At 61.6% G+C, this 25,814-nt stretch carries 25 protein-coding genes; 6 read left to right on the top strand and 19 right to left on the bottom strand.

Features of this window, described 5'->3' with window-relative positions; genetic code table 11:
• Positions 1-13: 13 nt before the first annotated feature.
• The 3 genes from DOM66_RS00220 to DOM66_RS00210 form a co-directional block, all read right to left on the bottom strand.
• Positions 14-742 carry an amino acid ABC transporter ATP-binding protein gene (locus tag DOM66_RS00220; protein ID WP_110675005.1) on the bottom strand — a complete coding sequence of 243 codons (729 nt, stop codon included), beginning with the start codon at positions 740-742 and terminating at the stop codon, positions 14-16.
• On the bottom strand, positions 739-1,404 hold the full coding sequence (locus tag DOM66_RS00215; RefSeq protein ID WP_110675004.1) for an amino acid ABC transporter permease: 666 nt from the start codon (positions 1,402-1,404) through the stop codon (positions 739-741). The genes DOM66_RS00220 and DOM66_RS00215 overlap by 4 nt, the downstream gene beginning before the upstream one ends.
• A gap of 113 nt (positions 1,405-1,517) precedes the next feature.
• Entirely contained in the window at positions 1,518-2,321 is an 804-nt protein-coding gene (locus tag DOM66_RS00210; protein WP_110675003.1) for an ABC transporter substrate-binding protein, read from the bottom strand.
• Between the two features lie 368 nt (positions 2,322-2,689).
• On the opposite strand from DOM66_RS00210, the gene tmpT reads away from it, so the two are divergent.
• Both tmpT and DOM66_RS00195 read left to right on the top strand, forming a co-directional pair.
• Positions 2,690-3,358 (top strand): thiopurine S-methyltransferase, encoded by a 669-nt coding sequence (tmpT, locus tag DOM66_RS00205; RefSeq protein ID WP_110675002.1) that lies wholly within the window; start codon positions 2,690-2,692, stop codon positions 3,356-3,358.
• Positions 3,359-3,778: 420 nt separating this feature from the next.
• A complete protein-coding gene (locus tag DOM66_RS00195) occupies positions 3,779-4,666 on the top strand; it encodes a helix-turn-helix transcriptional regulator (protein ID WP_110688908.1) in 888 nt (295 codons plus the stop codon).
• Between the two features lie 64 nt (positions 4,667-4,730).
• Here DOM66_RS00195 and DOM66_RS00190 read toward each other — a convergent pair whose 3' ends face one another.
• The 7 genes from DOM66_RS00190 to DOM66_RS00160 all read right to left on the bottom strand — a co-directional run bounded on the left by DOM66_RS00190 (position 4,731) and on the right by DOM66_RS00160 (position 11,575).
• Complete coding sequence (locus DOM66_RS00190; RefSeq protein ID WP_110688907.1) at positions 4,731-5,327, bottom strand: LysE family translocator; 597 nt, start codon at positions 5,325-5,327, stop codon at positions 4,731-4,733.
• On the bottom strand, positions 5,324-6,142 hold the full coding sequence (locus tag DOM66_RS00185; RefSeq protein WP_110674999.1) for a formyl transferase: 819 nt from the start codon (positions 6,140-6,142) through the stop codon (positions 5,324-5,326). The genes DOM66_RS00190 and DOM66_RS00185 overlap by 4 nt, the downstream gene beginning before the upstream one ends.
• A complete protein-coding gene (locus DOM66_RS00180) occupies positions 6,142-8,709 on the bottom strand; it encodes a lyase family protein (protein WP_110688906.1) in 2,568 nt (855 codons plus the stop codon). Before DOM66_RS00180 ends, DOM66_RS00185 begins: the two co-directional genes overlap by 1 nt.
• 3 nt (positions 8,710-8,712) lie before the next feature.
• Positions 8,713-9,672 carry a pyridoxal-phosphate dependent enzyme gene (locus tag DOM66_RS00175; RefSeq protein WP_223161850.1) on the bottom strand — a complete coding sequence of 320 codons (960 nt, stop codon included), beginning with the start codon at positions 9,670-9,672 and terminating at the stop codon, positions 8,713-8,715.
• A 48-nt stretch (positions 9,673-9,720) separates the two neighbouring features.
• Positions 9,721-10,623 carry a GHMP family kinase ATP-binding protein gene (locus DOM66_RS00170; protein ID WP_110675308.1) on the bottom strand — a complete coding sequence of 301 codons (903 nt, stop codon included), beginning with the start codon at positions 10,621-10,623 and terminating at the stop codon, positions 9,721-9,723.
• Between the two features lie 299 nt (positions 10,624-10,922).
• Positions 10,923-11,228 carry a transposase gene (locus DOM66_RS00165; protein WP_280951053.1) on the bottom strand — a complete coding sequence of 102 codons (306 nt, stop codon included), beginning with the start codon at positions 11,226-11,228 and terminating at the stop codon, positions 10,923-10,925.
• Positions 11,229-11,269: 41 nt separating this feature from the next.
• Positions 11,270-11,575: a hypothetical protein gene (locus DOM66_RS00160; RefSeq protein WP_110674996.1), complete on the bottom strand. Its 306-nt coding sequence runs from the start codon at positions 11,573-11,575 to the stop codon at positions 11,270-11,272.
• 104 nt (positions 11,576-11,679) lie between these two features.
• Here DOM66_RS00160 and DOM66_RS00155 point away from each other — a divergent pair, with 104 nt between their 5' ends.
• Positions 11,680-12,522, top strand: coding sequence for an AraC family transcriptional regulator (locus tag DOM66_RS00155; RefSeq protein WP_110688904.1), 843 nt, complete (start codon positions 11,680-11,682; stop codon positions 12,520-12,522).
• On the opposite strand, the gene DOM66_RS00150 is transcribed toward DOM66_RS00155, so the two are convergent.
• From DOM66_RS00150 to DOM66_RS00135, 4 genes are all read right to left on the bottom strand, one after another.
• Positions 12,516-13,964, bottom strand: a complete 1,449-nt coding sequence (locus DOM66_RS00150; RefSeq protein ID WP_110688903.1) for an APC family permease — start codon at positions 13,962-13,964, stop codon at positions 12,516-12,518. The two genes, DOM66_RS00155 and DOM66_RS00150, sit on opposite strands and share 7 nt — an antisense overlap.
• A gap of 56 nt (positions 13,965-14,020) precedes the next feature.
• Positions 14,021-14,797 carry a carbon-nitrogen hydrolase family protein gene (locus tag DOM66_RS00145; protein ID WP_110674994.1) on the bottom strand — a complete coding sequence of 259 codons (777 nt, stop codon included), beginning with the start codon at positions 14,795-14,797 and terminating at the stop codon, positions 14,021-14,023.
• Positions 14,798-14,908: 111 nt separating this feature from the next.
• Positions 14,909-16,213: an aspartate aminotransferase family protein gene (locus tag DOM66_RS00140; RefSeq protein WP_110674993.1), complete on the bottom strand. Its 1,305-nt coding sequence runs from the start codon at positions 16,211-16,213 to the stop codon at positions 14,909-14,911.
• A gap of 55 nt (positions 16,214-16,268) precedes the next feature.
• Positions 16,269-17,768: a CoA-acylating methylmalonate-semialdehyde dehydrogenase gene (locus DOM66_RS00135; protein ID WP_110688902.1), complete on the bottom strand. Its 1,500-nt coding sequence runs from the start codon at positions 17,766-17,768 to the stop codon at positions 16,269-16,271.
• A gap of 302 nt (positions 17,769-18,070) precedes the next feature.
• Here DOM66_RS00135 and DOM66_RS00130 point away from each other — a divergent pair, with 302 nt between their 5' ends.
• Positions 18,071-19,003, top strand: coding sequence for a LysR family transcriptional regulator (locus DOM66_RS00130; protein WP_110688901.1), 933 nt, complete (start codon positions 18,071-18,073; stop codon positions 19,001-19,003).
• Between the two features lie 22 nt (positions 19,004-19,025).
• Here the strand turns inward: DOM66_RS00130 and DOM66_RS00125 are convergent, their stop codons facing one another.
• The gene (locus DOM66_RS00125) at positions 19,026-19,406 is read right to left on the bottom strand and encodes a tautomerase family protein (RefSeq protein WP_110674990.1); all 381 of its coding nucleotides are present in this window, start codon (positions 19,404-19,406) and stop codon (positions 19,026-19,028) included.
• Positions 19,407-19,515: 109 nt separating this feature from the next.
• Between DOM66_RS00125 and DOM66_RS00120 the strand changes: the two genes are divergently transcribed.
• Positions 19,516-20,403 (top strand): LysR substrate-binding domain-containing protein, encoded by an 888-nt coding sequence (locus DOM66_RS00120; protein WP_110688900.1) that lies wholly within the window; start codon positions 19,516-19,518, stop codon positions 20,401-20,403.
• Between the two features lie 102 nt (positions 20,404-20,505).
• Here the strand turns inward: DOM66_RS00120 and DOM66_RS00115 are convergent, their stop codons facing one another.
• The 3 genes from DOM66_RS00115 to DOM66_RS00105 all read right to left on the bottom strand — a co-directional run bounded on the left by DOM66_RS00115 (position 20,506) and on the right by DOM66_RS00105 (position 23,474).
• A complete protein-coding gene (locus tag DOM66_RS00115; protein WP_110688899.1) occupies positions 20,506-21,978 on the bottom strand; it encodes a sodium:solute symporter family protein in 1,473 nt (490 codons plus the stop codon).
• Entirely contained in the window at positions 21,971-22,192 is a 222-nt protein-coding gene (locus tag DOM66_RS00110) for a DUF3311 domain-containing protein (RefSeq protein ID WP_110674988.1), read from the bottom strand. Before DOM66_RS00110 ends, DOM66_RS00115 begins: the two co-directional genes overlap by 8 nt.
• Positions 22,193-22,271: 79 nt before the next feature.
• Positions 22,272-23,474 (bottom strand): amidohydrolase, encoded by a 1,203-nt coding sequence (locus tag DOM66_RS00105; protein WP_110688898.1) that lies wholly within the window; start codon positions 23,472-23,474, stop codon positions 22,272-22,274.
• A gap of 179 nt (positions 23,475-23,653) precedes the next feature.
• Between DOM66_RS00105 and DOM66_RS00100 the strand changes: the two genes are divergently transcribed.
• Positions 23,654-24,547: a LysR family transcriptional regulator gene (locus DOM66_RS00100; protein ID WP_110674986.1), complete on the top strand. Its 894-nt coding sequence runs from the start codon at positions 23,654-23,656 to the stop codon at positions 24,545-24,547.
• On the opposite strand, the gene DOM66_RS00095 is transcribed toward DOM66_RS00100, so the two are convergent.
• Positions 24,542-25,780: an MFS transporter gene (locus DOM66_RS00095; protein ID WP_110688897.1), complete on the bottom strand. Its 1,239-nt coding sequence runs from the start codon at positions 25,778-25,780 to the stop codon at positions 24,542-24,544. The two genes, DOM66_RS00100 and DOM66_RS00095, sit on opposite strands and share 6 nt — an antisense overlap.
• Between the last annotated feature and the right edge of the window lie 34 nt (positions 25,781-25,814).

Genomic DNA, 25,814 nt, shown 5'->3' with positions numbered 1-25,814 from the left:
GCGCGCCTCCTCTTCAGTGGTTGAGCACGCGGCGCAGGAAATCCTGCGTGCGTGCATTCTGCGGCTCGCTGAGGACGCGCGACGCCGGCCCCTCCTCGACGATCTGGCCGCCGTAGAGGAAGCAGACCCGGTCGGCCACCTCCTTGGCGAAGCTCATCTCGTGGGTGACCACGACCATGGTCATGCCCTCCGTCGCCAGGTCCCGCATCACGGTCAGGACGTCGCCTACCAGTTCCGGGTCGAGCGCGGAGGTGGGCTCGTCGAACAGAATCGCCTCCGGGCGCATGGCCAGCGCCCGGGCGATCGCCACCCGTTGCTGCTGGCCACCCGAGAGCTGGGTCGGATAGGCCGCTTGCTTCTCGGCCAGGCCGACTTTCTCCAGCAGCTCCTGGGCGTGTCGTCGCGCATCGGTCCGGGGCTCGCCCTTGACGAAGATGGGGCCCTCCATCACGTTCTCGAGCACCGTGCGGTGGGGAAAGAGGTTGAAGCGCTGAAACACCATGCCGACTCGGGTGCGCAGGCGATGGATATCGCTGCGCCGGACATCCACCGTCTGGCCGTGGATGGTGATCGCGCCGCTGTCGTAACTCTCCAGACCGTTGATGCAGCGCAGCACGGTGGACTTGCCCGAGCCGGAAGGGCCGATGAGACAGACCACTTCGCCGGCGGCGACGTCGAGGCTGACGCCCTTGAGCACCTGGGTCGCGCCGAAGGCCTTGTGGATATGGTCGATGGCGATCATTGGTCGGCTCCCTGTCGCGACTTGGCGAAGAAACGCTCCAGGCGGTTGACGCCGAAGATCAGCGGCAGGCTGAGCGCCAGGTACATCAGCGCCACCATGGTGTAGACGGTGGTGTTCTGGAACGTCGAGGCGGCGATCAGCTGCCCTGCCCGGGTCATCTCCGCCACCGTGATGGTCGAGGCGAGCGAAGAGTCCTTGAGGATCATGACCGCGGTGTTGCCGTAGGGGGGCAGGGCGATGCGTACCGCCTGGGGCAGCACCACTCGGCGCATGATCAGGGCGCTCTTCATGCCGATGGATTTGGCCGCCTCGATCTGGCCGGCGTCGACCGCTTCGATGCCGGCGCGGAAGTTCTCCGCCTGATAGGCGCTATAGGCGATCCCCAGGCCGATGATGCTGGCCTGGAACGCGCTCAGATCGATGCCCAGTTCGGGAATGACGAAGTAGATGTAGAACAGCTGCACGATGATCGGCAGGCCACGGATCACGTTGATGAAGGTGCTGGCCAGCGCCGATATCGGCGCGAACGGAGAGCGCTTCATCAGCGCCAGCAGCAGGCCCAGAAAGGTACTGAGCAGCAGGGCGCCAAGGGTGATCTGCACCGTGACCACGGCGCCCTTGAGCAGGATCGGGAAAAACGCGGCGATATCGGAGTACGCCATGGAGGTCTCCTGGGCCGAGGCCGGGCGCGCCGGGCAGTGAAGCCCGGCGTGCGGCGGTTAGCGGGGAATCGCGAAATAGCGGCGACGTGTCGGTGGCGACACGGTGGGACTTGTCACAGGCCCCATTTGGCGAAGATGGCGTCGAGCTTGCCGCTTGCCTTGAGCTTGGCCAGGGAGGCGTTGACGCGGTCGAGCAGGGCCGTATTGTCCTTGGCCACGGCCAGCGCGACCTCGCCCACCATCTGCTGCTGGTAGTCAGGCGCCAGCTCGAGATCGGCGAAGCGGCCCTGCTTGAGCTGATAGGCCATCACCGGCGCGTCGCCGATGCCCGCCACGATGCGGCCCAGGGAGACGTCGCGCATCATGTCGGCGAGGGTGTCGTAGTTGCGAATGTCCGGAAACAGCCCGGTCGCCTGCAGCTGGCGCACATAGGTCGTGCCGACCTGCGCGCCGACCACCTGACCCTTGAGATCGTCGAGGGTATGGATATCCCCCTGATGGTCACGCTTGACGATCACGCCCTCGCCGTAGGGATAGACATCGTCACTGAACGCAACGACCTTGGCGCGCTCGGGGGTACGCAGCATGGCCGCGGAGATGATGTCGATCTTGCCCGAGGTGAGCGACGGAATCAGCGCGTTGAACGACGACTCCTTGATCTCGACCTTGACCCCCATGTCCTGGCCCACCGCCTCGATCAGATCGACCATGGCGCCGGTGATCTTGCCGCTGGAGACATCGAGGAAGGTGAAGGGGATGCCACTGGGGGTGGCGCCGGCGATCAGGGTCTCCTGTGCCTGAGCGGCGTTGATGCCCGCCGTGGCGAGACCCAGCGTGGCGGCGGCCACGAGGCAGTGTCGGCGTAGGCGAGAGAGCCAGCGCAAGGGGGCGCGGGTAGTGGGTGAGTAATCGATCATGAGGCTACCTGTCTTGTGGGGTTGTTATGTCGACTCAGCGATTCACCTGCCTGGTCGAGCCTATCCAAGCCCTGAGTTATCGGCAAGTGTTAATAGTTATCGTATATCGATAAAATAGCGCTTTTCCCCCAGCGTGACTTGCGTCAGCCCCTGTCCGAATGCCTCTAACAAGTGATCCCTGCTCGAAAAACCGGCGAGTCGCGCGATACGTGGGCAGCGCAGACGCTATGTACTGGAAGAAGTGGCGGGTCGCTCGAAGACCACCAAGGTCTAACTGCTCTACCCAGAGCTCGACTGGGTTAAGCTGGCGACAGGCAGCGGCACGGCGACAGCCTGGTGTCGATCACTCAGCAAGTGGGAGAGAACCGGTGGAGCATCGATTCTGGCAACAGCGCTGGGAGCAGGCACAGCTCGGGTTTCATCTGAGCTTCGTCCATCCCATTCTCAAGCGCCATCTGGCGCGCTATTCGCTCGCGCCGGGGGCGCGAGTGTTCCTGCCGCTGTGCGGCAAGACCCTGGATATCGGCTGGCTGCTGAGTGAGGGGTATGCGGTGGTCGGCGCCGAGTTGAGCGAGCTGGCGGTGGCGCAGCTGTTCGCCGAACTCGGTGTCGAACCGGTGGTGAGCGAGTGGGAGGGCGGCCAGTGCTGGCAGCACGACGCGCTGACCGTGTTCCAGGGCGATATCTTCGCGCTGACACCGGCGACGCTGGGCACGGTCGATCTGGTCTATGACCGCGCTGCGCTGGTGGCGCTACCGCCGACCATGCGCGACGCCTACGCCCGACAGCTCGTCGAGTTGAGCGACGCCGCGCCGCAGCTGCTGATCACCTTCGAGTACGACCCGGCGGAGAAGGAGGGCCCGCCGTTTCCGGTGCTGCCGGCGGAGGTCGCCCGCCACTACGCCGATACCCACAAGATCGAGGAGCTGTCGCGCAAGGACGTGCTCGACGCCTCGCTCAGCTTCCGCGATGCGGGCGTGTCGTGTTTCGTCGAAGTCGCCTGGCGGTTGCTGCCGCTTGCGAAGGGGCATGCTTGAACGCCGACGGGAACTCGCTATCGGTCGTCGTCCAGACCAGGCGTGTCGCCTGCCCCCAGTCCTTCCTCTATCGCCAGCGGCCCATTTGCTGACCCAGCCCGAGGGTGACGTAGGAGAATAAGGCGCCAGTCTCGTTGACGTGAGGCGTCATAGCCACAAAACCGACCGAGAAGAGCAGCATCACCAGCGAGGCGATGAGAAAGCTCACGTGAGCGCCGGCATGGCATGATCGTCCAGTCGTCGCCCAGGGCAAGTGTATGGCTTGCGTTGCTCTATATGCAGGGATATCGTGAGTCATCAAACATTTCGTATAGATGCGACAACTGATGTAAAGGTGGCTCGCTTCAGGTCCGGGAACCAGTTGACTGGAGGCCGAACTTGTAAAGGGATAGCGGCAGTCTTCATGAGGTCGAGTTGCAAATGACATATCCCAATCCGCTGACAGTCCAGGGCTCACTCGAAACTGCTGGAGCTAAAGCTGTCCGTTCCTTGCGGTTACCGTCTGGAATTGTACTTTCAGAGTGGTCTGGGTACGACACACTAACGGAATATAGCGGCTCTTCAGAGAACGTGTTGAGCATCTATCTGTCTGGAGGCGAGAACTGTAGCCAGATTCATGGGCAAAGAGTTGTGAGAAGGGGCTTTAAAGACGCAATCTGTCTGTTCCCAAGGGGCGAAGGGAAGTCGGTATGGAAAATTACCAATCGACTGAATTTCCTCCACATTTACTTCGATCCTAGATGTTTTGACATCGATTTTCTTCAATCAATGCGCCAGGCGCCTGAGCGTTGTCATTTTCGAGAGGTGTTCCAGGAATCGGCCCCTGTAATTAGCTCTGCTGCTCGTAGCCTTGCGCAGGCGGATTGGACTGATCAATCGCTATCTCTTGGGATTGATAGCCTGATGTGCTGGATACTGCAGAATACATTCCATCACTTCGCAGAGAAAGACCTTGAGGACACAGACCTGCGGGGGTGTCTGTCAGTACGCCAAGCCACTCTCATTCGGGGTTATTTGAATGAAAATCTAGGGGAACGTATCCTGCTCGATGACCTCGCTGGGCTCATTAATCTCAGTCGATTCCACTTTCTACGCAAGTTCAAGAACACCTTCGGTCAATCACCCCATGCATACTTGACCCAACTTCGGATGAACCAAGCACATGATCTGCTTCAGAAGACTGATGAAAAGGTGGCGATGATTGCTCTTGAGTGTGGTTATGCTCAGCATAGCCAGTTTACTAGCGCCTTTAAGCGGCATTATGGGTACCCACCGGCGGCTCTTCGTAAGCGTATAGATCGCGACTGATAGTTTGCTTTGATAACTAAGTTGAATTCATTGCGGAATTTGATAGAAGATGTGAGGGTTATAATCATATAAGTAGAAAAATCACGGAGGATGCAGTCAATAATCCCATGATACGGAAGAACATCCGGCCATGAAGAAAATGCCGCATCATTACCCCTCCCATCGCCCACACAGTGTTACACGGAAAGAATATCAGTCCCAGCGTGATTGAAAGCAGGATAGCATCTGTGTAGACCCCTCCGGTAAGGGGTAGAAACGTGGATGTCGCAGTGGCAGCGAGTAACCAGATCTTGGGATTCAGCACTTGTAATAAAGCTGCCTGACCCAGAGTTATGGGGTGATCATTCCCATGCTCCGCTGTGCCAGTCGATTTTGAAGTATAAAGCTTGTAGGCGAGGTACAAAATATATGCCGACCCTACGACCTTGAGAGCAGTATGAAGGGCAGGATAGCGGCTCAAAACTCCTCCAAGGCCGAGAGCGACCCCCATGAATAGAACGAAAACCCCCAGAGATATACCGATTAACGGTGGCAAAGTTCGCCGGTAGCCAAACTGGGCACAATTTGTTGTCACCAGCAAATTGTTGGGACCCGGCGAGATGACCAGGGGGACGGCAAACAATGAGATCTGAAATAACTGAATAATCAAACTATCATTCATCGAATTCGCCTCCCTTCCTGATCATTCGCTGTAGTGTCACCGCTCTGGCGACGCATCGCAAGATGATGTCTGAGTTCTACGAGCGGGCCTCGGTCGCGCATTCGATATACGGTCCCCCTATCTGGTTGAGGGGAGTTCTCCCAACGGGAGATATCAGGATAGAGCCGTAAGCGGTTGACAAGCGAGACAACCGCCTGTTTCTCTGCGCGCGAGTACAACGTCTCAGAGTTATCGCCGTACTCAAAATTCACGGAGTGGTGGCTGATGATCTCACCAGCATCTAAGCTCGATGAGACGCGATGGATGGTAGCGCCGAGTTTGTCGTAGTCGCCGTTATAAAGTGCGAAAAAGAAACAATGGTTTCCCTTGTACTCAGGGAGGTGGCCACCATGCACGTTGATGATCCTGTCAGACGGAATCTCTGCTAGCACCTTCGAACCAATAATCTTGGTGCCCATCACTATATAGGCATCTGAAACTTCCTCGCGAAGCGCACCGATGACACAGGAATCGTTGATCCATGGGGTTTCTAGAAACTTCACCCCCTCAAGTGCACGGAGACATTTCCAGTCTCGAATGGCATCCTCGCGTGAAAAATATCGTTGGCGAAATTTGGAGTAACCAAAAACACGCCGCCGTATATCGTGATACCGAGACCATAGGTAGTCGCGATAGTTGCCCGTCCTTCGAAGTCGTAAAACCTGAGCGTAACCAGGCTCAACAATCACTCGCACCTCACCGAAGGCTTTTTGCAACTCAGCCGCAAGATACAAGTGGTGGGGACCGTCGGAGCAGAGCAACGTGACCCTGGGCATCAGTTTGTTCTCCTAAATCGATTGTCGAGATCTCGTTTGTTGGCGTTCTCTCGCGCCCTGAATGCGAGTTGATGACGAGCTACAGCTCGCAGACGACCACTCAATGAAGTAACAGCAGCTTGTGTGTTGTCCTTTGCGGGGCCTCCCCCACCTACAAGACGCTCATAGGCTTGGGCGCCATCAGCCTCACTCTCTAACTCGGTCAGCAAGTTTGCCGCGGCCGTCGACAAAGAATCTTTGTTGCCACCGCCGGATAGCAGAACAGTCCCAACTGCTGTGTGAGCGTCACGAAAGGATGATTTTCCTTGCTGTACCAAACTCTCAGCCACGATGGTTGCGCAAGCATTTCCGTGTTTGACGGCTCTCACCGTTCTAATGGTATCGATGCAGAGGCCTTCAATCGCGTATGTCAAAACATCCAGCATATCGAGCAGCTTTTCTGCTATCTCCGCGACGATCTCAACAGCTATGCGGCTTGCCTGGTAGGAGTTTCCAGTCGGAATGTGGGTCAGCGAGGAGAAAGCTCCAGTCAAGTGACCTACGTTTAGGTCGTGGTGCAGTCTGAGCCATTCCAGCAGATAGGGATTACGCTTCTGGGGCATGTTCGATGACCCACCATACATACCCTTGGGAAGTGTGATAAAGGCGATTTCTCTCATTGACCACAGTTGGAGGTCGCTCGCGATTCGATTGATGTCTCCGCTTAGGATCGTCATCAGACTGGCACATCTAAGTGCTGGATTTTTATCTGTAATTGCACTGAGGGAGTTGGTTGGGCCGGATTTGAAACCGAGCAACCTCGCGGTGTACTGGGAGTCAGTATTGAAACTTGTCCCTGCACCGGCACAGGCCCCGAGCGGGGATCTCTCGAGCTCGTCTCGCATAGCGATCAGTGGGTCGAGAGAATCTAGTAGGATCTCTCCCTGTGCTGCCATATAGTGGCCAGCAGTACCTGGCATTGCTGTTTGGTACTGGCTATAGATGGGCAACGGAACGTCTAGAGTCTCGCTTGCTCGGCTGGCCAAGGTTTCCTCTAGTATGATTACGCGCTCCACTACCGCGTTTATCACTTCTTTTACAGACAAGAGTAAGTGGGTTGCGTTGATGTCGTTTCGGGAACGGGCCGCTTGGATCATCCCACCAGTGTTTCGACCGCAGCGACTGATTACGTATTGCTCATAGTCAAAGTAGTCTCCGCGGCCTGAGTGATGCTCCTCTAGCAACTCAGGGTTGTACTCCAATGCCAAAACTGCCTCTTTAAGATCGCAGAATTGACCTGGCTTAATCACACCCTGAGATCGCAGCATGAGTAGGTGAGCCTTCTCGATGGTCAGCAAGTTGGATGTCAGTTTACCGAATCGTGGAGGTCCAGATTTTTGGTTGACGATCTCATAAATGTCCTTTGCATCTACTTGGGTTTCATGGGTGTCGGTGTATAGTACACGGCTGCATTTCCTACTCCTGAGCGAACTACGAAGGGCTGCCATACCATGAGTACCAGTAGCAATAACGTAGCCTGCACGATCAGAGAAGTCGAATTTTCCTTTATTTCTGCCTGAAGTGTGGAACTCGCCGGACTCGAAACACTCAGCGGAAAATTCAACACCCAAGTATGGTCGGTCGACTTCCGGGACGATGAACGACACAGCAGTGGTTAAGTAAGGCTTGGGGATATTGAACTGGCAACGCCCTGAGAGATAGCTCCGAATGTAAAGGTCTACGACCGACCAGCCATAGGCATGCTCCATAAGCCGAGGAATCATGCCGCCGGCTAATCGAGCGTTAATCTCAATCACAGTCACACTATCACCGTGAATTTTCAGCTCAGTGTGGGCAGGCCCAAAGGTGTACCCAACGGCATCGAGAGCACGGATAGCGGTCTCGGTAATTCTTCTATGCGTTGTATCGTCCAACTCCAGAGGAAGCACATGCGCTAGCTCGAGGAAGTGAGGAGGCTTTGTAACGAACTTGCGTGTCACGGCCAGTAGGTGATGTCCTTGGTCATCTGTGAACGTCTCAATAGAAAATTCAGTACCCGGAGCAAACTGCTGTAAAATCCAACTGCCCTCGGTTAACTGTGGCATTTGATCGCAGCTTTCAATGAACCGAACACCGGTGCTCCCTGTGCCTTGACGGGGTTTCACTATGACAGGGTAGTCGAGACCCTTTAAATCGTTCGGCTTCTGGATCTCTCTCGTTACTGGGTATTTGATGCCATAGTCTCTCAGCACACTCTGGAGGCTGAATTTGTCACGGCACAAGTTGACTGAGCTTGGGGAGTTGCCGATCAAGACAAGGCGCTCGGTAACCTCAGAAGCGATCTGGATGTAGCCATCACTCGTCGACGTCACATAGCGAACGTCATCTATGTGAGAGATTTCATCTGCGACAGCATCGATGGATGATGTATCGCATATCTTAATGTGGATGCGGGGGTCCAGTTTGTTGAGAAAGGCATACTTCGACGGGTCGCGAAGCAAGAAATAAACATCGTCATACGGCAGTGATGCTGTTAGAAGTGCCTCACCGAAACCTGTGGTATTTGACTCAATGTAGATAATAGCCATAGATCATCGATATGCCTGAATTGACTTGCGATTCCAGTGCATCCATGCCCAATGAGTATTTGCATCGTACTCGGTCGGCCATTGGAGGCGATGAGGGGCCAGGTGCTCGAAGGCAGAGGCATTGGAGTCCTCGAGATAGGCTGTGTTGGTGTAGCGTGAGCCATCATCTGGACTTAGAAACACAATGGGTACACCAGGGTTCTGGTCTCGCACAAAGCGAGCAACGTTGTATGCAGCCCCAGTAGTAGGGCCACGGAAATGGCCGGTGGAGCTGTAAAGCAGGCGTGTATAGTGGTTTGCTAGCTCTGGTGTGAGCCAGTGCACGTCATCGAACAGTTGATGACGTAGATTTTTCGGCATCACCGTGTTGCCGAGCCCTCGCAGCCTGACAGGGCCACCACCTTGGCCGAAGAGAACGCTGTTGAATGTGTCTACCCCAATTAGAGTGCAGTCCGCACCTGCATTGCGCATTGATGATGCTATGCCGCAACTGGAGCCACCAGAGCCCACGGGAGCCACCAGGATTGCTCGGGGGCCGATGAGCTCTTTGAGCTGCTGTCCGATCTCTGAGTAGGCATTTGCGTTGTCATCGTTGTCGTATTGTCGGCACCAAAATGCATCGGGTTCGCTAGCAAGAATTTCATGAAGGCGATCAAGCCGAGCTTTTTGGTAACCCGCTGCTCCTTTCTTGTCGGTGATGATCTCAACACGGCCGCCAAGCATTTCAAGCTGACGTTTGTACGACTCGTCAATAATCGGATCGCCAATGGCAACGAAGCGAAGGTTCATGCGATTGCAAACGATGGCCATCCCAAGAGCGAAGTTACCGCTTGATGTCTCAGCCACCAATCCCCCGGGCTTCAGATCTCTACGGGATAAGGCCTTCTTGATGATGTAGTTAGCAGGGACGATCTTCATTGCTTTGAAGGACACCATGTGGAGATTATCTTCCAGGATGAACAAGGTCGCGTCCCGCATAGCATCCAGCGCGGATTTGTATCTAAGCATCTTTTATACCGTTCTGTAATGTTGGGAGCTGATTCGATTTGCTTGAAGCTTCATCTGCGCGTAGGTTGACTTGCTGACTCGCTCAGGATCATTCACGTCATAGAGCAGTCCGAGGTAGGTTCCCGAGTGGGCTGCGATCAGTCCGAGTGCATCTGTTTCGACCATGAGAGAGTGCATGGTGTCTAAGTGGGGCATGGGATTGAAGGTTTGGGATAACTCACAACTGCGAGTCGAAATCGCACCAAGTGACTTAAGATCATTGTTGCGGAAAGCAGTCTTTATCTCCTTAAGCAGTTCCAGATATTCTCCCCGTAGCTGAGCTGATACTTCATGTCGAGCCTGATTGAACTTGATGGTGTCGCACTCCCCGGAGCGACAGGCTCCTATGATTGAAAGGGGAGGGACATCGCCAAGTCGCTCATCCAGCTCTACATCGCGGTGGTAGAAGGAGACGACGCCGTCGTACATCACTCCATCGGTTGGCTCGATATTCCGCAGAATGCATTCAATCTCAAAAGGGACCACTTCACGCAGATGAGCTCTGGCAGCTGCTCGTATAGCTGCGACCATATCTGCTGATGAGCTTGCAAGGCCCTTACCTGCGGGGAATACGGACTTGAAGTGGAGTTTTCCTCCGGGAGGCAAGTCGTTGCGGCAGAGGTACTCATCCGCTGCTCGGCAAGCCTTGGTTCGGGAAGCTATGGAAGCTGAAACTCGGGTGTCCTCATTCACTTCGAAATCGACAACGGTTTCGAGGTCCACGGGAAGCGTCACGAGGAAATGCCGGTTGTTGGGTAACACTCCTTGGAGCAACTCACCGAATGTTCCAAAGCACTGACCAGTTGCACGTTTAGGCAATGCATCACAATCGAGGAAGGAGCCAGCTAGCTCTGTATGAACATCCATATTCATCCCCAATGAAGAAAGGCTCGATCACGCGGAACCCTGAGGATAGATAAGCTTGTTGGTGTATTGCTTTGGAAGAATTGCTATCCGCTTGTGAAAAGTTGCGCGGGACATGATTTCTTCGAGGGAGGTATTCTCGGCGAGTACGACCAGCCGGAAGAGGCCTTTCGTGTCCTCGAATTCAACCAGCATCGTGACCGGCCAATTGCTGTTTGGGGAGTCCTGTGCAGATCCTTCGTGGTTTCGTAGTATAGGTGGCCCAATGAGATCATATACTATATACAATCTTTCCAGACCGTTCACGAACGTCTCATTAAGCGGTTCGTGGCTTCCATTTTGCTCTTGCCATTGCCTGTCAGCCGCCGATAGAGCGCCGATATATCCGGGTTTCGACTTATGCCGACGATAGCCGACATGTATAGGCTCTGACGTAGCTTCGGATTGCCGGCTTTCAATGAGCGAAGCCGGCCTCGTACGGAACTGCCTGATTCCCAGCTTACAGACATCACGCCGGCGAAGGCCGCTGCCTGCCGGGCGCTTTCGAAAGTGCGGCTACGCAGCGTCGCCAGCGGGCGAAGAGATACCGCAGGGACTACGCCCGACAGCTCGTCGCGCTGAGCGGTGCTGCGCCGCAGCTGCTGCCGCGTTAGCTGTCGTCTCGGCGAGGGCCGGCGGCCGGGTGCGTCGTATCATCGTCGGCCGCCGAGGCGTGCATGCTGCTGCGCAGCGCGTCGTCGCGAACTTCGAGGATATCGAACAGTCCCAGCGCCTCGAGTGCGGGTCTCAAGGTTTCGATACTGTCCGCTGCCCGTTGGCGCTCGGCATCTGTTGTCAGCGGATCGAGCCACACTCTGGCACTCGCCAGGAAGGCACCCACCGTGCCCTTGCGAATGCTGATGCCATCACGTTCGATACGATCCTGTTCATCGGGGAGAAGGTCTTCTGGTCGCATGCATTGTCTCCGGTCGAGGCGTGGTATTCGCTCACGATAGAGGGTATCGACGTGTCATGGATAAGCGTTGAAGGTCATTCGATAGCACAAAGAGGCCAATCTTGATGCGCACGCCCATGCTCGATCCCTCCCGTGCGGATAGCTCGGAAGGCCCCCCGGTGCTGGTGGTGGCGAGATGTGACGAGCAGGGACGCACGACGCCTCGTCATACGCATGCTCGTGGCCAGTGGCTGGGGACATCGAAGGGATTGATCACGGTCGACGGCGACCACGGTCGCTGGGTGGTGCCCGCCACCTATGCGATGTGGGTACCGCCGGACGTGCCCCACGGCATGTCCTCTCATGGTGACTTCGAAGGCTGGAGCGCCTATGTGGCGCCAGCGCATTGCGTGCATTTTCCGAGCACGCCCTATCTCTGTCTGATGTCGCCGCTGTGGCTCGAGATGGTGAGGCGGCTAGCGGGTGATACACGCGGGCCGGACGACCCGGCCCATCGTCGTCTCGCGCTAGCACTGCTCGATGAAGCCTGCGCGGCTCCCCACGAGCCGCTGGGCTTGCCGTATCCAAGCGGCTCGCGCTTGCGTCGTGTCGCCGACGCCATCGCAAGATGCCCGCAGGATGAGCGGCGATTGAGTGAATGGGCCATCTGGGCCCATGTATCCACGCGCACGCTGTCGCGTCGCTTCGTCAAGGAGACCGGCTTTACCCTGACCCAGTGGCGCCAGCGCGCGCGGCTGTTGCGCTCGTTGGAACTCCTGGCCTCGGGGGAGACGGTACAGAGCGCGGCGCTGACACTAGGCTATACCAGTGCCAGCGCCTTTATCGCCCGCTTTCATGGCGTCTTCGGGTGTACGCCGGGGCGCTACGCTGCCGGTGAGCCGATACACGTCAGCTTGGCCACACCCAGTGGCATGGCCGACTCGACAGTCGACGCCGCCGATCAATAAGCCCCGGCGCCGGGCGGCGAGAGCGGCGCTTCGCCGGCCATCGCTCGGGCGCGGCCGAACAGCGCCCCCACCAGCAGGGCGAGCAGCGGAATCAGGGCCAGCAGGGCGCTGATACCGATACTGCCACCGGTCACCAGCGTGAAGTTGGAGAGCACCAGTAGCAGGCTGGCGAGCAGCAGCAGAGCGGCGAGGCTGGGGGCGATACGGGTCTGCCAGCGGCGTTGCCAGGCGAGTTCCGGATGACGCCGGAAGAACGCCAGCGACGCCAGGGTCGTCAGCAGCATCAGGCCGATCATGCCCACGGTGGCGATACCCGCCATATAACCGAACACCTGCGTCAGCGGGTCCAGGCCCAGTGCCAGACACAGCAGCATCAGCGCTAGTGCGGTGAGCGTCTGCACCAGCGAGGCGTAGGAGGGCGCGCGATGCCGCGGGTGAATGCGGGCCAACCGCCGCGGCAGCGTGCCCTGGCGCGCCAGGGTGAACTGATAGCGGGCGAGCACGTTGTGGAAGCTCAGCACGCAGGCGAAGAGGCTGGTGAGCAGCAGCACCTGCATCAGATCGCGCATGACACTGCCGGTGTAGAGCTCGGCGGTGTCGAGCAGCAGATTGGCGTCGCCATCCAGGGTCTTCTGGGCGATGCCGGCGACCTCTCCGGCGCCGTTGGCGATCACCAGGGCCCATACCGAGAGGGTGTAGAACACGCCGATGATCAGCACCGCGAGATAGGTCGCCCTGGGGATGGTACGCGCCGGCTGGCGGGCCTCGTCGCGGAACACCGCGGTGGCCTCGAAGCCGATGAAACCGGTGAGCGCGAACAGGACCGCCACGCCGAGACCGCTGGTGAGAGCGGTACTCGGCGCGAAGGAGGAGAACTCGATACCCTGGGCGCCGCCGTCGGCGAAGATGGTCAGGTTCATGATCACCACCACGGCAATCTCCAGCACCAGCGCGACCCCCAGCACCTTGGCGCTGAGATCGATATGGCGATAGCCGAGATAGGCGACGATGGCGACGGTGAGCAGCGAGTAGATCCACCAGGGGATGGTGGGGCCGCCGCTATGGCGGACGAAATCGCCGACCGCCCAGCCCATGTAACCGTAGACGCCGGCCTGGATGGCGGTGTAGGCGACCAGCGCCATGAACGCGGTACCCAGACCCAGCCGCTGGCCCAGCCCGAGGGTGACATAGGAGAAGAAGGCGCCGGCCTCCTTGACGTGGGGCGTCATCGCCACGAAGCCGACCGAGAAGATCAGCATCACCAGCGAGGCGATGAGAAAGCCCACCGGGGCGCCGGCACCGTTGCCGGAGGCCAGCGCGATGGGGGCATTGCCGCCGATCACCGTGAGCGGTGCCGCGGCGGCGATGACCATGAAGACGATACTGCCGGTACCCAGACTGCCGTGAAGGCGCGTCGGGTCCGCAGGAGTGGTGTTGTCCATGGGACGATTTCCTCGTTGTTATTGGTTGGAAATTCGGGTTGTCGCGATGACGCTGTCTAGGGGGTGAATAGCTCCTGGCGCAGGTCGTCGAGATAGGGGTTGGCGGCACGGCCCGCGGCCACCGCGGCGGGGTCGATCTCGGCATGGATGAGCGCTTCGCCGGCGCTGGGCGCCTCGGCGAGGGGCTCGCCATTCGGCGCCACGATCAGGCTGTGGCCGACGTAGTCGAACGCTGCCTCGTGGCCGTGCTGGTTGGTATAGGCCACATAGACCTGGCTCTCCCAGGCCCGGGTGGGGATGAGCCGCCGGTTGACGTGGGCGAATGGTTGCATCTGGGCGGTGGGCACGCAGATCAGCTCGGCGCCCTGGCGTGCCGCGGCGCGGACGCTCTCCGGGAACTCCACGTCGTAGCAGATCAGCAGCGCGATACGTACGCCGCGATAGTCCGCCACGCAGGTGGCGCGGTCACCGGCGGTGAACTGATCGCGGTCGACATCACCGAACAGATGCGCCTTGTGGTAGCGCGCGAGCACCTGGCCGTCGTCAGCGATCAGATGGGCGGCGTTGTAGCAGGCGCCGGACTCGATCTCCGGCCCGCCCACCACCAGCCCGATGGCGTGGCGCGCGGCGATCTCTCGCGCGCGCTCCAGCGGTGCTGCCTGCGCCAGCCGCCGGGTGTCGTCGCCGAGCACGTAGCCGGTCAGGAACATCTCCGGGGTGATCAACAGCGCCGCGCCTTCCGCCGCGGCGCGACGGGCGCTCTCGTCCAGCCGCGCAAGGTTGGTGGCGATATCGCCGTGGGTGCTCAGTGCCTGCCAGGCGGCGATCTGCATGGGAAACTCCTTTCGGATGGGTCGAATGGCAGCGGGCGCGTCGTCTTGGGCGTTATGTCGGGATAGACGCCACGCCCGCCGGGTCTGGCCGGTGTTCGGTCCGGCCGCCTCTCAGCCCAGTGTACCCAGTGCCTCGTCGATGATCGCCAACCCCTGTTCGGCTTCACCGGCGGTGACGATGCACGGCGGCACGACATGGATGCGGTTGGCCACCACGAATGCCAGCAGGCCACGCGCCAGCATCGCCTGCTTGAGCTTGCCGACCTTGGCCGCGGCCAGCGGTTTACGGCTGTCCCGGTCCTCGACCAGCTCGATGGCGTGGAACACCCCCAGGCCGCGTACCTCGCCGACATGGGCATGTCGCTGGGCCAGGCGGGCGAGGCCGGGGGTGAGCACCGTCTCGCCGATCTGGCGGGCGTTGTCGACGATACCCTCCTCCTGCATCGTCTCCAGGGTGGCGCAGATCGCTGCCATGGCCAGCGGGTGGCCGGAGTAGGTCAGGCCGCCGTAGAACATCTCGTCGTCGAAGTGGTGGGCGATGCGCTGGTTGACGATCACCCCACCGGCGGGCACGTAGCCGGAGTTGACCCCCTTGGCGAAGGTGATCAGATCCGGCACCACGCCGAAGTGGTCCAGCGCCAGCCAGGCGCCGGTGCGGCCGAAGCCGGCCATCACCTCATCGAAGATCAGCACCAGGCCGAACTCGTCGGCCAGCGCGCGCACGCCGGCCAGATAGCCCGGCGGCGGCACCAGGACGCCGGCGGTGCCCGGGATGGTCTCGAGCAGCAGCCCGGCGATGCTCGCCGGCCCCTCGCACTCGATCACCCGGCGCAGGTGGTGCAGCGCGCGCTGGCACTCCTCCTCCTCGTTGCCGGCCCAGAATTCGCTGCGATAGAGCCAGGGGTTGAAGAAGTGCACGTGGCCGCGGGCGTACTCGTTGGGCACGCGGCGGAAATCCCCGGTGGCGGCGATCGCCGAGCCGGTGCCGCCGTGGTAGGAGCGGTAGGCCGAGAGGATCTTGTCGCGGCCGGTGACCGCCCGCGCCATGCGGATGGCGTTTTCGTTGGCGTCCGCGCCGGCGTTGGTGAAGAACACCTTGGCGAAGCCGGCCGGAGCGCGTTCGAGGATCTTCTCGGCGGCGCGCCCGCGCATCCAGTTGGCATGGGCAGGGGCGACGGTGGTCAGCTCGTCGGCCTGGGCCTTGATCGCCGCGATCACCCGCGGGTGCTGGTGGCCGATGTTGGTATTGACCAGCTGGCTGGAGAAGTCGAGGTACTCGCGGCCGTCGTAGTCCCACAGGCGACAGCCTTCGCCGCTCTTGATCACCAGCGGATCGAGTGCGCCCTGGGCCGACCAGGAGTGGAATACGTGGGCGCGGTCGAGCGCCTTCACCTGCTGATTGTCGATCGAGTGCATGGGGAATCCTGTCGTATCACATGATGTTCGGGGCACAGTACTTTTCAGGCATGGCCTAGAGCGTTGGCATGGTGTACTGATTGGTCGCTTCCCGCAGCCCGGAAGGCCAGCGTGCGGTGACTGTCTTCATGCGCGTGTAGAAGCGTACGCCGTCGGCACCGTGTACGTGCAGCGCGCCGAACAGCGAGCGCTTCCAGCCGCCGAAGCTGTGGAACGCCATGGGCACCGGGATCGGCACGTTGACCCCGACCATACCGACCTGAATCTGCTCGCAGTACTGCCGCGCGCTGTCGCCGTCACGGGTGAAGATGGCGGTACCATTGCCGAACTCGTGGTCGTTGACCATCTTGACCGCGGCATCGAAGCTCTCGGCACGGGCGATCGCCAGTACCGGGCCGAAGATCTCCTCGTCGTAGATGCGCATGCCCGGCTTGACGTGGTCGAACAGGGTGCCGCCGATGAAGAAGCCGTCGCTGTCGTGCTGGAGCTGGCGGCCATCGCGCACCAGCTCGGCGCCTTCCTGCGCGCCCTGCTCGATATAGCCGCTCACCTTCTCCAGGTGCGCGCGCGACACCAGCGGGCCCATGTCGTTGTCCGGGCCGTCGGTGAGGCTCTCGCCCACGCGCAGCTCGTCCAGCCGTGACAGCAGTTTCTCGCGCAGCTTCTCGGCGGTCTCGTCGCCCACCGGCATTGCCACCGAGATCGCCATGCAGCGCTCGCCGGCACTCCCGTAGGCCGCGCCCATCAGCGCGTCCGCGGCCTGGTCGAGGTCGGCATCGGGCATGATCACCATATGGTTCTTGGCCCCGCCGAGGGCCTGCACGCGCTTGCCGTGGGCAGAGGCAGTGGCGTAGACGTACTCGGCGATCGGCGTCGAGCCGACAAAGCTGACCGCCTGTACCCGCGGGTCGGTGAGCAGGGTATCGACCGCTTCCTTGTCGCCGTTGACCACGTTGAGTACGCCCTCGGGCAGGCCCGCTTCACTGAACAGCTCGGCGAGGCGCAGGGTGGCCGAGGGGTCCTTCTCCGACGGCTTGAGCACGAAGGTGTTACCGGCGGCGATGGCGATCGGGAACATCCACAGCGGCACCATGGCCGGGAAGTTGAACGGGGTGATGCCGGCGCACACGCCGAGCGGCTGCATCATCGAGAAGGAGTCGATGCCCGTGCCGACGTTGAGCGAGTGCTCCCCCTTCTGCAGGTGCGGCATGCCGCAGGCGAACTCGACCACTTCCAGGCCGCGGGTCAGCTCACCCTTGGCGTCGGAGAAGACCTTGCCGTGCTCCTGGGAGATCAGGCGTGCCAGCTCGTCGCTGTGCTGCTCCAGCAGCGTCTTGTAGTTGAACAGGATGCGCGAACGCTTCAGCGGCGAGAGTGCTGACCAGCTCGTGAAGGCGCGGCTGGCGGCGGTGATGGCATACTCGACGTCATCGCGGGAGGCCAGCAGGACCTCTCCGGACTGGGCGCCGGTGGAGGGGTTGAACACCGGGCTGGTACGGGTGGCGTTCAGCGCGACGCGCTGGCCATCGATGAAATGCGTAATCGGGGAGGACATGGGGCAGCGTCTCCTGGTCGTGAATCCATGGGAAGGCACGCAACGCCGGGCATGGGCCGGCGTTGCGTTTCGAATGTGCTGTTCCGTAGCCTGCGGCAGTAGGAGAGCGTCAAACAATCCCGGTATGCTTAAGGTCACTGAAGCGTTTGGTTAACTTTTGCAGCCTCCGGGATTTCCCGGGGCAGGTGCCACCATCGGGCGTCGTGAACAGGCCCGGGTAGCGACGTCGAGGGTGCCAGGATGCAAGGCGCTAGGGGTGCCGGGGATCAGCTGCGCAGAGCGACCAGAGGAGAGAGTGGGGGATGAGCCAGCGCAGAATCACGCTGATGGGGCAGTTGGGCGACGTCGATCTGCGCCTGTTGCGCATCTTCCGCAAGGTGGTGGAGTGCGGTGGCTTCTCGTCGGCGGAGGTCGAGCTCAATATCAGCCGCGCGGCGATCAGCATGGCGATGAGCGACCTGGAGACACGGCTCTCGATGCGCCTGTGCCAGCGCGGGCGCAGCGGCTTCCGCATGACCAGCGAAGGGCGTGACGTGTATGACGCCACGGTGCAGCTCTTGGCCGCGGTGGAGGACTTCCGTACCCGGGTCAACGGCCTGCACTCGCGGTTGACCGGCGAGCTCAATATCGGCATCACCGACAATCTGGTCACGCTGCCCAATATGCAGGTGACCGAGGCGCTGCGTGCACTCAAGACGCGTGGCGACAACGTGCACATCAATATCCGCATGGCCCCGCCCAACGACATCGAGATGGCGGTGCTCGGTGGCAGCCTGCACGCGGGGGTGGTGCCGGAACTCAAGCGCGTGCCGGGGCTCGACTACCTGGCACTGTACGAAGAGCAGTCGGCACTCTACTGCAGCGACCGGCATCCGCTGTTTGCGCGCGAGGCGCCGAGCGTGAACGAGATCGCCGGCTACGATGCGGTGGTGCCCTCCTATGCCCAGACGCCCGAGATCAAGCGCGTGCACGAAGCGCTCAAGCCGATGGCCTCCGCCACCGATCGCGAGGGGGTCGCCTTTCTGGTGCTCACCGGCAGCTATATCGGCTTTCTGCCCACCCACTACGCCCGGCGCTGGAGCGACCACGGGCGCATGCGGCGCCTCGCCCCCGACACCTACGAGTACGCCACCCGCTATTACGCGATCACCCGCAAGGGGCGCCCGCCCAATCTGGTGCTGGAGAGCTTCCTGGAGGAGCTCGAACAGTGCGTGGCGCAGACGCGGGGCCAATGAGCGGGGCCGAACGGAATCTGACCTAAGCGTACTGCATGCCGCCGTTGCCGAACGACCAGTTGTGAGGATCCGTCTCTAGCAGATTGATGAAGACATCCTCTGGCCTGAGCCCGGGTGAGGCGCTGAGATTTCGCGTCAGTTGTTGATAGAGCGCCTGTTTTTGATCCGAAGTACGAGTGTTGCTGCAGGTGATCTGGATGATCACCAGATCCTGGCTTCGTGTGATGCCGAGATAGTCGGAGCTACAGTCGAAGGCATCGTCATCATGCTGGTGAACCAGGATGAAGCGATCGCTTTCCGGAACCTCGAAAGTGTCGCGAAGCGCGGCGTAGACGCCGTCACGAAGGGCCTGTAGATGCGTGGTTCCTTTGCCCCGGCGCAGTGAGATACGAACGAGTGGCATGACGATCTCCTGAAAAGTGGATGTTGACACCGTCGACGTTAGCGCTTGAACATGATCCTTAAAATCGAAATTATCGGGATTCAAGATCCACTTTAATGGGATTGATGATGTGCGCCGAACCACCTTTGATCCTGACGTATTGCGCAGCTTCGTGCTGGGGGCTGAGCTGGGTAGCTTCGCCAAGGCCGCCGAGCGCCTGAACCGCTCGACCTCCGCCGTGAGTGCCCAGTTGAAACGCCTCGAGGAGCAGACGGGCAAGCCCCTGGTGCACAAGGTGGGGCGTGGCCTGGCTCTCACCGAACAGGGCGAACTCATGCTGAGCTACGCGCGGCGGCTGCTGGAAATCAACGACGAGGCCGCGGCGGCGATGTGTGGTGAGACGCTCGAAGGGCGTATCCGTCTGGGGCTGCAGGAGGATTTCGGTGAACGCCTGTTGCCGGGTGTGCTGGCGCGTTTTTCCCGCGCGCATCCGAACCTGCAGATCGCCGTACGCGTCGCCAGCAATGGGCAGATGAAGGAAGACATTGCCAGGGGGCGGCTGGACCTGGCGTTGGCCTGGCAGGGCGAGGGCGAAGCGCTCGATGGCGAGCTGCTCACCCGCGTTCCCATGGCCTGGATCGGCCCGTCTGCCGCTGACGGGCCGATTCCTCACGCGGCGCCGCTGCCGCTGGTGGTGTTGGAAGGGCCATGTCTTCTGCGTCAGGCGGCCCTCGATGCCCTGGACCGCGCGGGGATCTCCTGGCGCATCGCGTTTAGCAGTGCCAGTCTCGCCGCTACCTGGGCCGCTATTTCGGCCGGGCTGGGCATTGGCCTGCGTACGCCACTGTGCCTGCCGCCGAGTGTGCGTGTGCTGGAGGCGTCAGCTGTCGGGCTGCCAGCGTTACCCCCTCTGGGACTCTCTCTCTATTACGCCGAGGCTGCCCCCTCGCTAGCCGTCACCCGGCTGGCGGAGATCATACGTCAGCATATGGAGGTGTTGCCTGCGGCTCGGTCTTGAGTCTCCTTGCCGACTCATCCAGCCCTACGGGAAGTGGCGATGTTGGGGCGGCAAGCCGTGCACNNCGGCGTGGTGCACGGTTAGCGCGGGGTTAGCGTAGGTTTAGCGTGGAGAGAGGGCGTCTGCCGGCGAACGTGTCTCCTGGCGCTTGGAGGCGAAACTGACCACCACGAACAGCGCTGAATTCACGATCAGACCGCAGAAGCCGGGATGCCAGCCGAACGGTGAGCCGCCGAGGAACTGGTAGTACAGCGTGACCGCAGCGCCGACCCCCAGGCCGATGAAGGCCGCAGCGCGGGACGCGCGACGCCAGAACAGGGCGCCCAGCAGCATGGGCAAGAGCTGCACCACGATGCCGTAGGCCCCGAGCAGCAGCGACACCAGCGAGGCCGGGTTGGCCAGTGCCAGCAGATAGGCCGCCAGCGAGATGACGATCACGCCGCCGCGGGTCAGCTTCAACACGCGCGCTTCGGGGAGATTGCGGCCGATGGGCAGGTTCTGGCCGATATCGCGGACCAGGATCGTCGCCGAGGTGTGCGCCAGGTTGGCCGCCGTCGACATGGCGGCGGCGAGCGCCCCGGAGAGTGCCAGGCCGATCAGCCAGGCGGGGAAATCGGCCATCTTCACCACCAGCGTCAGCAGCACTTCGTCGGGCGAGTCGAGGGGCTGGTCGGCGAGCACCACGATCCCCGCAAAGCCGACGAACAGCAGCGGAATCAGCAGATAGCTGTAGAGCGGATAGAGCACGAAGACCCGCTTGAGCGTGCGCTCGCTGCGTGCGCTGTAGAACTTCATGAAGATATGCGGCCACATCACGCAGCCCAGCGCGCTGACCAGGATCGCGGTGGAGAAGGCGCCCCAGCCCATGCCCTGGGCACCCGGCATGGTCAGATACTCCGGCGCCTCTTGCTGGATCTGACGGAACATCTCGCCGACCCCGCCGAAGAACTGATCGGCCGTCGCCAGGCCCAGGAACCAGGCGATGAAGACCATCATCACGCCCTGGAGCAGATTGGTCCAGCCGATGCCGTGCAGGCCGCTGGCGTAGACATAGGCGGCGACCACGCCGCAGGCCAGCAGGCTACCCAGCCAGAAGGGGACGATGCCCGAGGTGGCGGCTTCGAACAGCATCCCCGCGCCGGCGATCTGGATGGTCAGGTAGGGGATCATCGCCAGGACACTGATGATGCCGATGAAGAGCCCCAGCAGGTTGCCGCGGGTGGGATAGCAGGCGGCGAGAAACTCGGCCTGGGTCAGAAAGCCGTGGTGACGTCCGAGCCGCGAGATATAGGGCGCGATGAGCCACCACACGATCACCGCCAGAGTCAGGTAGGCAATGATATAGAGGGCCGGTACGCCTTTGCCGTAAGCCCAGCCCGGAGCACCGAGGAAGGCGAAGGCGGAGAAGATCTCCGCGCCGAGGATGAAGAACAGCACCAGCAGCCCGACGTGGCGGCCGCCGGCGACATAGCCCTCGAGCGAGGAGCTCTTGCCGGCGTTGGCACGCAGCCCGACGATCAGGACCAGTAACAGATAGCCCAGGGTCAGCCCGGTGATGATGACGGAATCACTCATCGTCCACCTCCTCGCCGCTTTCCTGGCGGTAGGCGATCACCAGACCGATGAACAGCACGAAGACCCAGGCGACGTACCAGAAGATGAAGAACGGCAGCCCCAGGATCATGGGCTCGATGCGGTTGGCGATGAGCGCACCCGGCCACACCATGGCCAGTGTGCAGATGCCAAAGTAGATCAGCATGCCCTTGCTGGGCAGCGGGGTTCGAGACATCGTGATCACCTCATTGTTGTTGGTGGTGTGAACCGGAATCGTCGTTGGTGGTGGTATTCGGGTGCCTGACGCGCCGATGTCAGGTGCCCGGGGAAGCGCTCCCCAGCGCGGCGAGCGCGATCGCCGTGAGTAACCGGCAGCCGGTGGGTATCAGGGCATCGTTGAAGTCGAAGCGCGCATTGTGCAGCGGCGCTGTCGCATCACCTTCGGCGGTGCCGAGAAAGAAGTAGGCGCCGGGGCAGTGCTCGAGCATGAAGGCGAAATCCTCGCCGCCGAGACTGGGGGCGACGTTCGAGATCAGCGCGGCGTCGCCCAGGGTGGCACGGGCCACCTGCTCGACGTGGCGCACTGCCGACTCTGCATTGATCGTGGCCGGAAAGATACGCTGGTAGTCGAGACTGATCTCGCCGCCGTAGGTGGTGGCGATGCCCGCGCAGGTTCGGCGCACGGCCTCTTCCAATCGCTGCCGCGTGGCCTCGTCGAGGGTTCGCGCGGTGCCGCTGATGCGTACCTCGTCGGGAATGATGGCAAAGCCGTCCAGTTCGCCGCCCTGGATGCCGCACAGGCTCAGCGCCGCCGGTGACAGCGGGTCGATGTCGCGTGACACGACACTGTGCAGGGCCTGGATCAGGGCGCCTGCCATGCGTACCGGGTCGGTGGAGAGATGCGGGTCGACGCCGCCATGGCCGCCATGGCCGCGCACGCTGATATCCAGCCGGTCGGTGGCGGCCATGATGGCGCCGCTACGAATCGCCACCTGGCCGGCCGGTAGCGCGGGCCAGTTGTGCAGGGCGTAGATGGCATCCATCGGAAAGCGCTCGAAGAGGCCCGCTTCGACCATCGCGCGGCCGCCGCCGAGCCCCTCCTCGGCGGGCTGGAACACCAGTTGGATCTTGCCGGCGAAATCACGCCATTCGGCCAGATAGGCGGCGACGCCCAGCAGCATGGTGGTGTGGCCGTCGTGCCCGCAGGCGTGCATGACGCCCGGGCAGTGCGAGACATGGTCGTGGGTCGACTGCTCGTGGATGGGCAGGGCGTCCATGTCGGCGCGCAGGCCGACTCGCCGGCCGTTGTCGGGGCGCTGTCCGGTGAGTGTGGCGACAATACCGGTCTCGCCGATGCCTGATTCGAAGGGAATCTCCAGGCGGGTCAGTTCGTCGGCGATGAGGCGTGAGGTGCCGTGCTCCTGGAATCCCAGTTCGGGATGGCGGTGCAGCGTCTGACGCAGATCGGTGAGGCGTGTGTGATGGCGCTCGAAAAAGGGAGAATCGATGAGATCCATGGGCGATGGTCGGTTGTTGTTGAATTCGACTCATCGTGGCGTATCGGCAACCATCGTTAAAATCGTATTATTCTCGCCTGTGTATACTTTTTTTGGATGGCAATCGCGAAGACTGTCGATGGCAGTCGTGAAGCTTGCCGACTATCGCCGCGGCGAGACCCGCCGTATCGAGGCCTGCCATGGACTTCAAGCAGCTGCGTTATTTCATGGCCGTGGTGGAGGAGGGCACGATCTCCGCGGCAGCGGCTTCCCTGCCACTGGCGCAGCCGGCGCTGACCCGCCAGCTCCAGCTGCTCGAGGAGAGCGTCGGGGCACCCTTGCTGCGCCGCTCCCGCCGGGGTGTGACGCTGACCGCCGCGGGTGAAGCCTTTCACCGTGACGTGGGCCGGCTGCTGAGCCAGTTCGAGCAGGCCAAGTGCAATGCCCGGCGCGTCTCCGAAGGGCAGATGGGGCAGCTGCGGCTGGGGGTGACGGTGATGCATCTCTGGGTGCCCCGGATCACCCAGTTGCTGAATGACTTTCGGCATCAATACCCGGCGGTGACGTTGAAGGTGGTCTCGCTGCTGTCGGGGCCGCAGATCGAGGCACTGCGTCATGACCAACTGGATGCGGGCATCCTGTTCTTTCCGCCGGAGGACGACCCGGGCCTCTGCTATCACCCGCTGTATGAAGATCGTCTGGTGCTGGTGGCGCGGGCCGGCTCTCGTCTGGCCCAGCACCCGCCACGCCGGCTGGCGGCGCTGAATGGCGAGGATTTCATCTGGTTCGACCGCAGCGCGACCCCGACCTACCACGACCGTCTGATTCATGCGTTTCAGCGCGCCGGTTTCACGCCCCATGTGGTCCAGGAGGGGACCGACAACGCCACCATGCTCTGCCTGGTCGCCGCCGGCATGGGCTGCACCATCCTGCCCGAGATGACCATGGCCGGTGCCCCCGCCGGGGTGGTCTCGCATCCGCTGGAGGATCTCGACATGGCACTGCCGCTGACGCTGGTGTGGCGACGTGACGCCAGTCTGCCCGCCGTGCATCGGCTGATCGATGTCGCCGAATCGCGGGAGCTGGGCCTATGAGACGTTGGCCGCTTGGCGCTGGCCCAGGCGGCGCAGCCTGAGCATCAGGCGCGCGGCGATCGCCGCGGCGACGAGCCCCGACGCGGCGCCCACGCCGAGGGCCCAGCGCGGGCCGGCATGATCGGCGATGAAACCGACGATGGGGGCACCGACCGGGGTGCCGCCCATGGTCACCGCGATCCGCAGCGCCATGATCCGCCCGCGCATCATGGGCTCGGTGGCGAGCTGCATCAGCGCGGTGGCGGCGGTCATGAAGGTCAGCGCGGAGAGACCGACGCCGGTCAGCGCTACGGCGAAGAGCCCGGCATTGGGCGCGAATGCCGCCGCCCCGCAGCACAGGCCGAAGCTCAGGGTGGCGAAGCACAACAGCCGCACCCGCGGGCGCTCACGCCGGGCGGCGAGCAGCGCGCCGACCACCGAGCCGACCGCCAGGCAGGAGGTCAAGAGCCCGTACTGGCCGGCATCGCCGTGGAATATGCTGACCGACATGGTCGAGATGTAGATCGGGAAGTTGAAGCCGAAGGTGCCGATCAAGAACAGCATCAGCAGGATCGCCATCAGATCCCGCCGCCGCCACACATAGCGAAACCCCTCGGTCAGGCCGCCGGCCTGGCGCGGCGGGCGCGGGGTCGGGTAGAGCTCGCCCACGCGCAGCAGGCACAGCGAGCCCAGCACCATGGCAAAAGAGATGGCATTGACGATGAAGACCCAGCCGGTGCCGATCGCCGCGATTAGCAGGCCGGCCACGGCGGGGCCGACCATGCGCGCGGCGTTGAACGAGGTCGCGTTCAGCGCCACCGCGTTGGAGAGGTACTTCTCGCCGACCAGGTCGTTGACGAAGGTCTGGCGCGCCGGCGCGTCGAAGGCGCTGACGCAGCCCAGCCCCAGGGCGAAGGCGTAGACCTGCCACAGCGTGACCACGCCGGTGAGAGTCACTACCCCCAGTCCCAGCGCGAGCAGGCCGAGCAGCGCCTGGGTGAGCAGGATCAGGCGGCGCCGATTGCAGCGGTCGGCGGCGTAGCCGGTCAGCGGTAACAGCAGTAGCTGCGGACCGAACTGCAGCGCCATGGTGATCCCCACGGCGCTGGCGTTGTGCTGGGTCAGCACGGTGAGCACCAGCCAGTCCTGGGCCACCCGCTGCATCCAGGTACCGGTGTTGGAGATCAGCGCGCCGGCGGCCCACAGGCGGTAGTTGTAGACCCTGAGCGACCGGAACAGGCGTTTGTCGCTCACGACAGGGGGTGCTTGCCGGGTTTGCGTACGGATC

Origin of the sequence: Salinicola endophyticus, from assembly GCF_003206575.1 — a bacterium.
Lineage (GTDB): Bacteria > Pseudomonadota > Gammaproteobacteria > Pseudomonadales > Halomonadaceae > Salinicola > Salinicola endophyticus.
This window is presented reverse-complemented; position numbering and strand designations above follow the sequence as displayed.

Bases quoted from the DNA above. Each gene is read 5' to 3' on its own strand.
- DOM66_RS00145 (WP_110674994.1), bottom strand. From the start codon at position 14,797: ATGCAGATCGCCGCCTGGCAGGCACTGAGCACCCACGGCGATATCGCC.
- DOM66_RS00220 (WP_110675005.1), bottom strand. From the start codon at position 742: ATGATCGCCATCGACCATATCCACAAGGCCTTCGGCGCGACCCAGGTG.
- DOM66_RS00135 (WP_110688902.1), bottom strand. From the start codon at position 17,768: ATGTCCTCCCCGATTACGCATTTCATCGATGGCCAGCGCGTCGCGCTG.
- DOM66_RS00185 (WP_110674999.1), bottom strand. From the start codon at position 6,142: ATGCCCAGGGTCACGTTGCTCTGCTCCGACGGTCCCCACCACTTGTAT.
- DOM66_RS00170 (WP_110675308.1), bottom strand. From the start codon at position 10,623: ATGGATGTTCATACAGAGCTAGCTGGCTCCTTCCTCGATTGTGATGCA.
- DOM66_RS00130 (WP_110688901.1), top strand. From the start codon at position 18,071: ATGAGCCAGCGCAGAATCACGCTGATGGGGCAGTTGGGCGACGTCGAT.
- DOM66_RS00195 (WP_110688908.1), top strand. From the start codon at position 3,779: ATGACATATCCCAATCCGCTGACAGTCCAGGGCTCACTCGAAACTGCT.
- DOM66_RS00180 (WP_110688906.1), bottom strand. From the start codon at position 8,709: ATGGCTATTATCTACATTGAGTCAAATACCACAGGTTTCGGTGAGGCA.
- DOM66_RS00210 (WP_110675003.1), bottom strand. From the start codon at position 2,321: ATGATCGATTACTCACCCACTACCCGCGCCCCCTTGCGCTGGCTCTCT.
- DOM66_RS00215 (WP_110675004.1), bottom strand. From the start codon at position 1,404: ATGGCGTACTCCGATATCGCCGCGTTTTTCCCGATCCTGCTCAAGGGC.
- DOM66_RS00155 (WP_110688904.1), top strand. From the start codon at position 11,680: ATGCGCACGCCCATGCTCGATCCCTCCCGTGCGGATAGCTCGGAAGGC.
- DOM66_RS00115 (WP_110688899.1), bottom strand. From the start codon at position 21,978: ATGAGTGATTCCGTCATCATCACCGGGCTGACCCTGGGCTATCTGTTA.
- DOM66_RS00160 (WP_110674996.1), bottom strand. From the start codon at position 11,575: ATGCGACCAGAAGACCTTCTCCCCGATGAACAGGATCGTATCGAACGT.
- DOM66_RS00100 (WP_110674986.1), top strand. From the start codon at position 23,654: ATGGACTTCAAGCAGCTGCGTTATTTCATGGCCGTGGTGGAGGAGGGC.
- DOM66_RS00105 (WP_110688898.1), bottom strand. From the start codon at position 23,474: ATGGATCTCATCGATTCTCCCTTTTTCGAGCGCCATCACACACGCCTC.
- DOM66_RS00140 (WP_110674993.1), bottom strand. From the start codon at position 16,213: ATGCACTCGATCGACAATCAGCAGGTGAAGGCGCTCGACCGCGCCCAC.
- DOM66_RS00150 (WP_110688903.1), bottom strand. From the start codon at position 13,964: ATGGACAACACCACTCCTGCGGACCCGACGCGCCTTCACGGCAGTCTG.
- DOM66_RS00125 (WP_110674990.1), bottom strand. From the start codon at position 19,406: ATGCCACTCGTTCGTATCTCACTGCGCCGGGGCAAAGGAACCACGCAT.
- DOM66_RS00110 (WP_110674988.1), bottom strand. From the start codon at position 22,192: ATGTCTCGAACCCCGCTGCCCAGCAAGGGCATGCTGATCTACTTTGGC.
- DOM66_RS00190 (WP_110688907.1), bottom strand. From the start codon at position 5,327: ATGAATGATAGTTTGATTATTCAGTTATTTCAGATCTCATTGTTTGCC.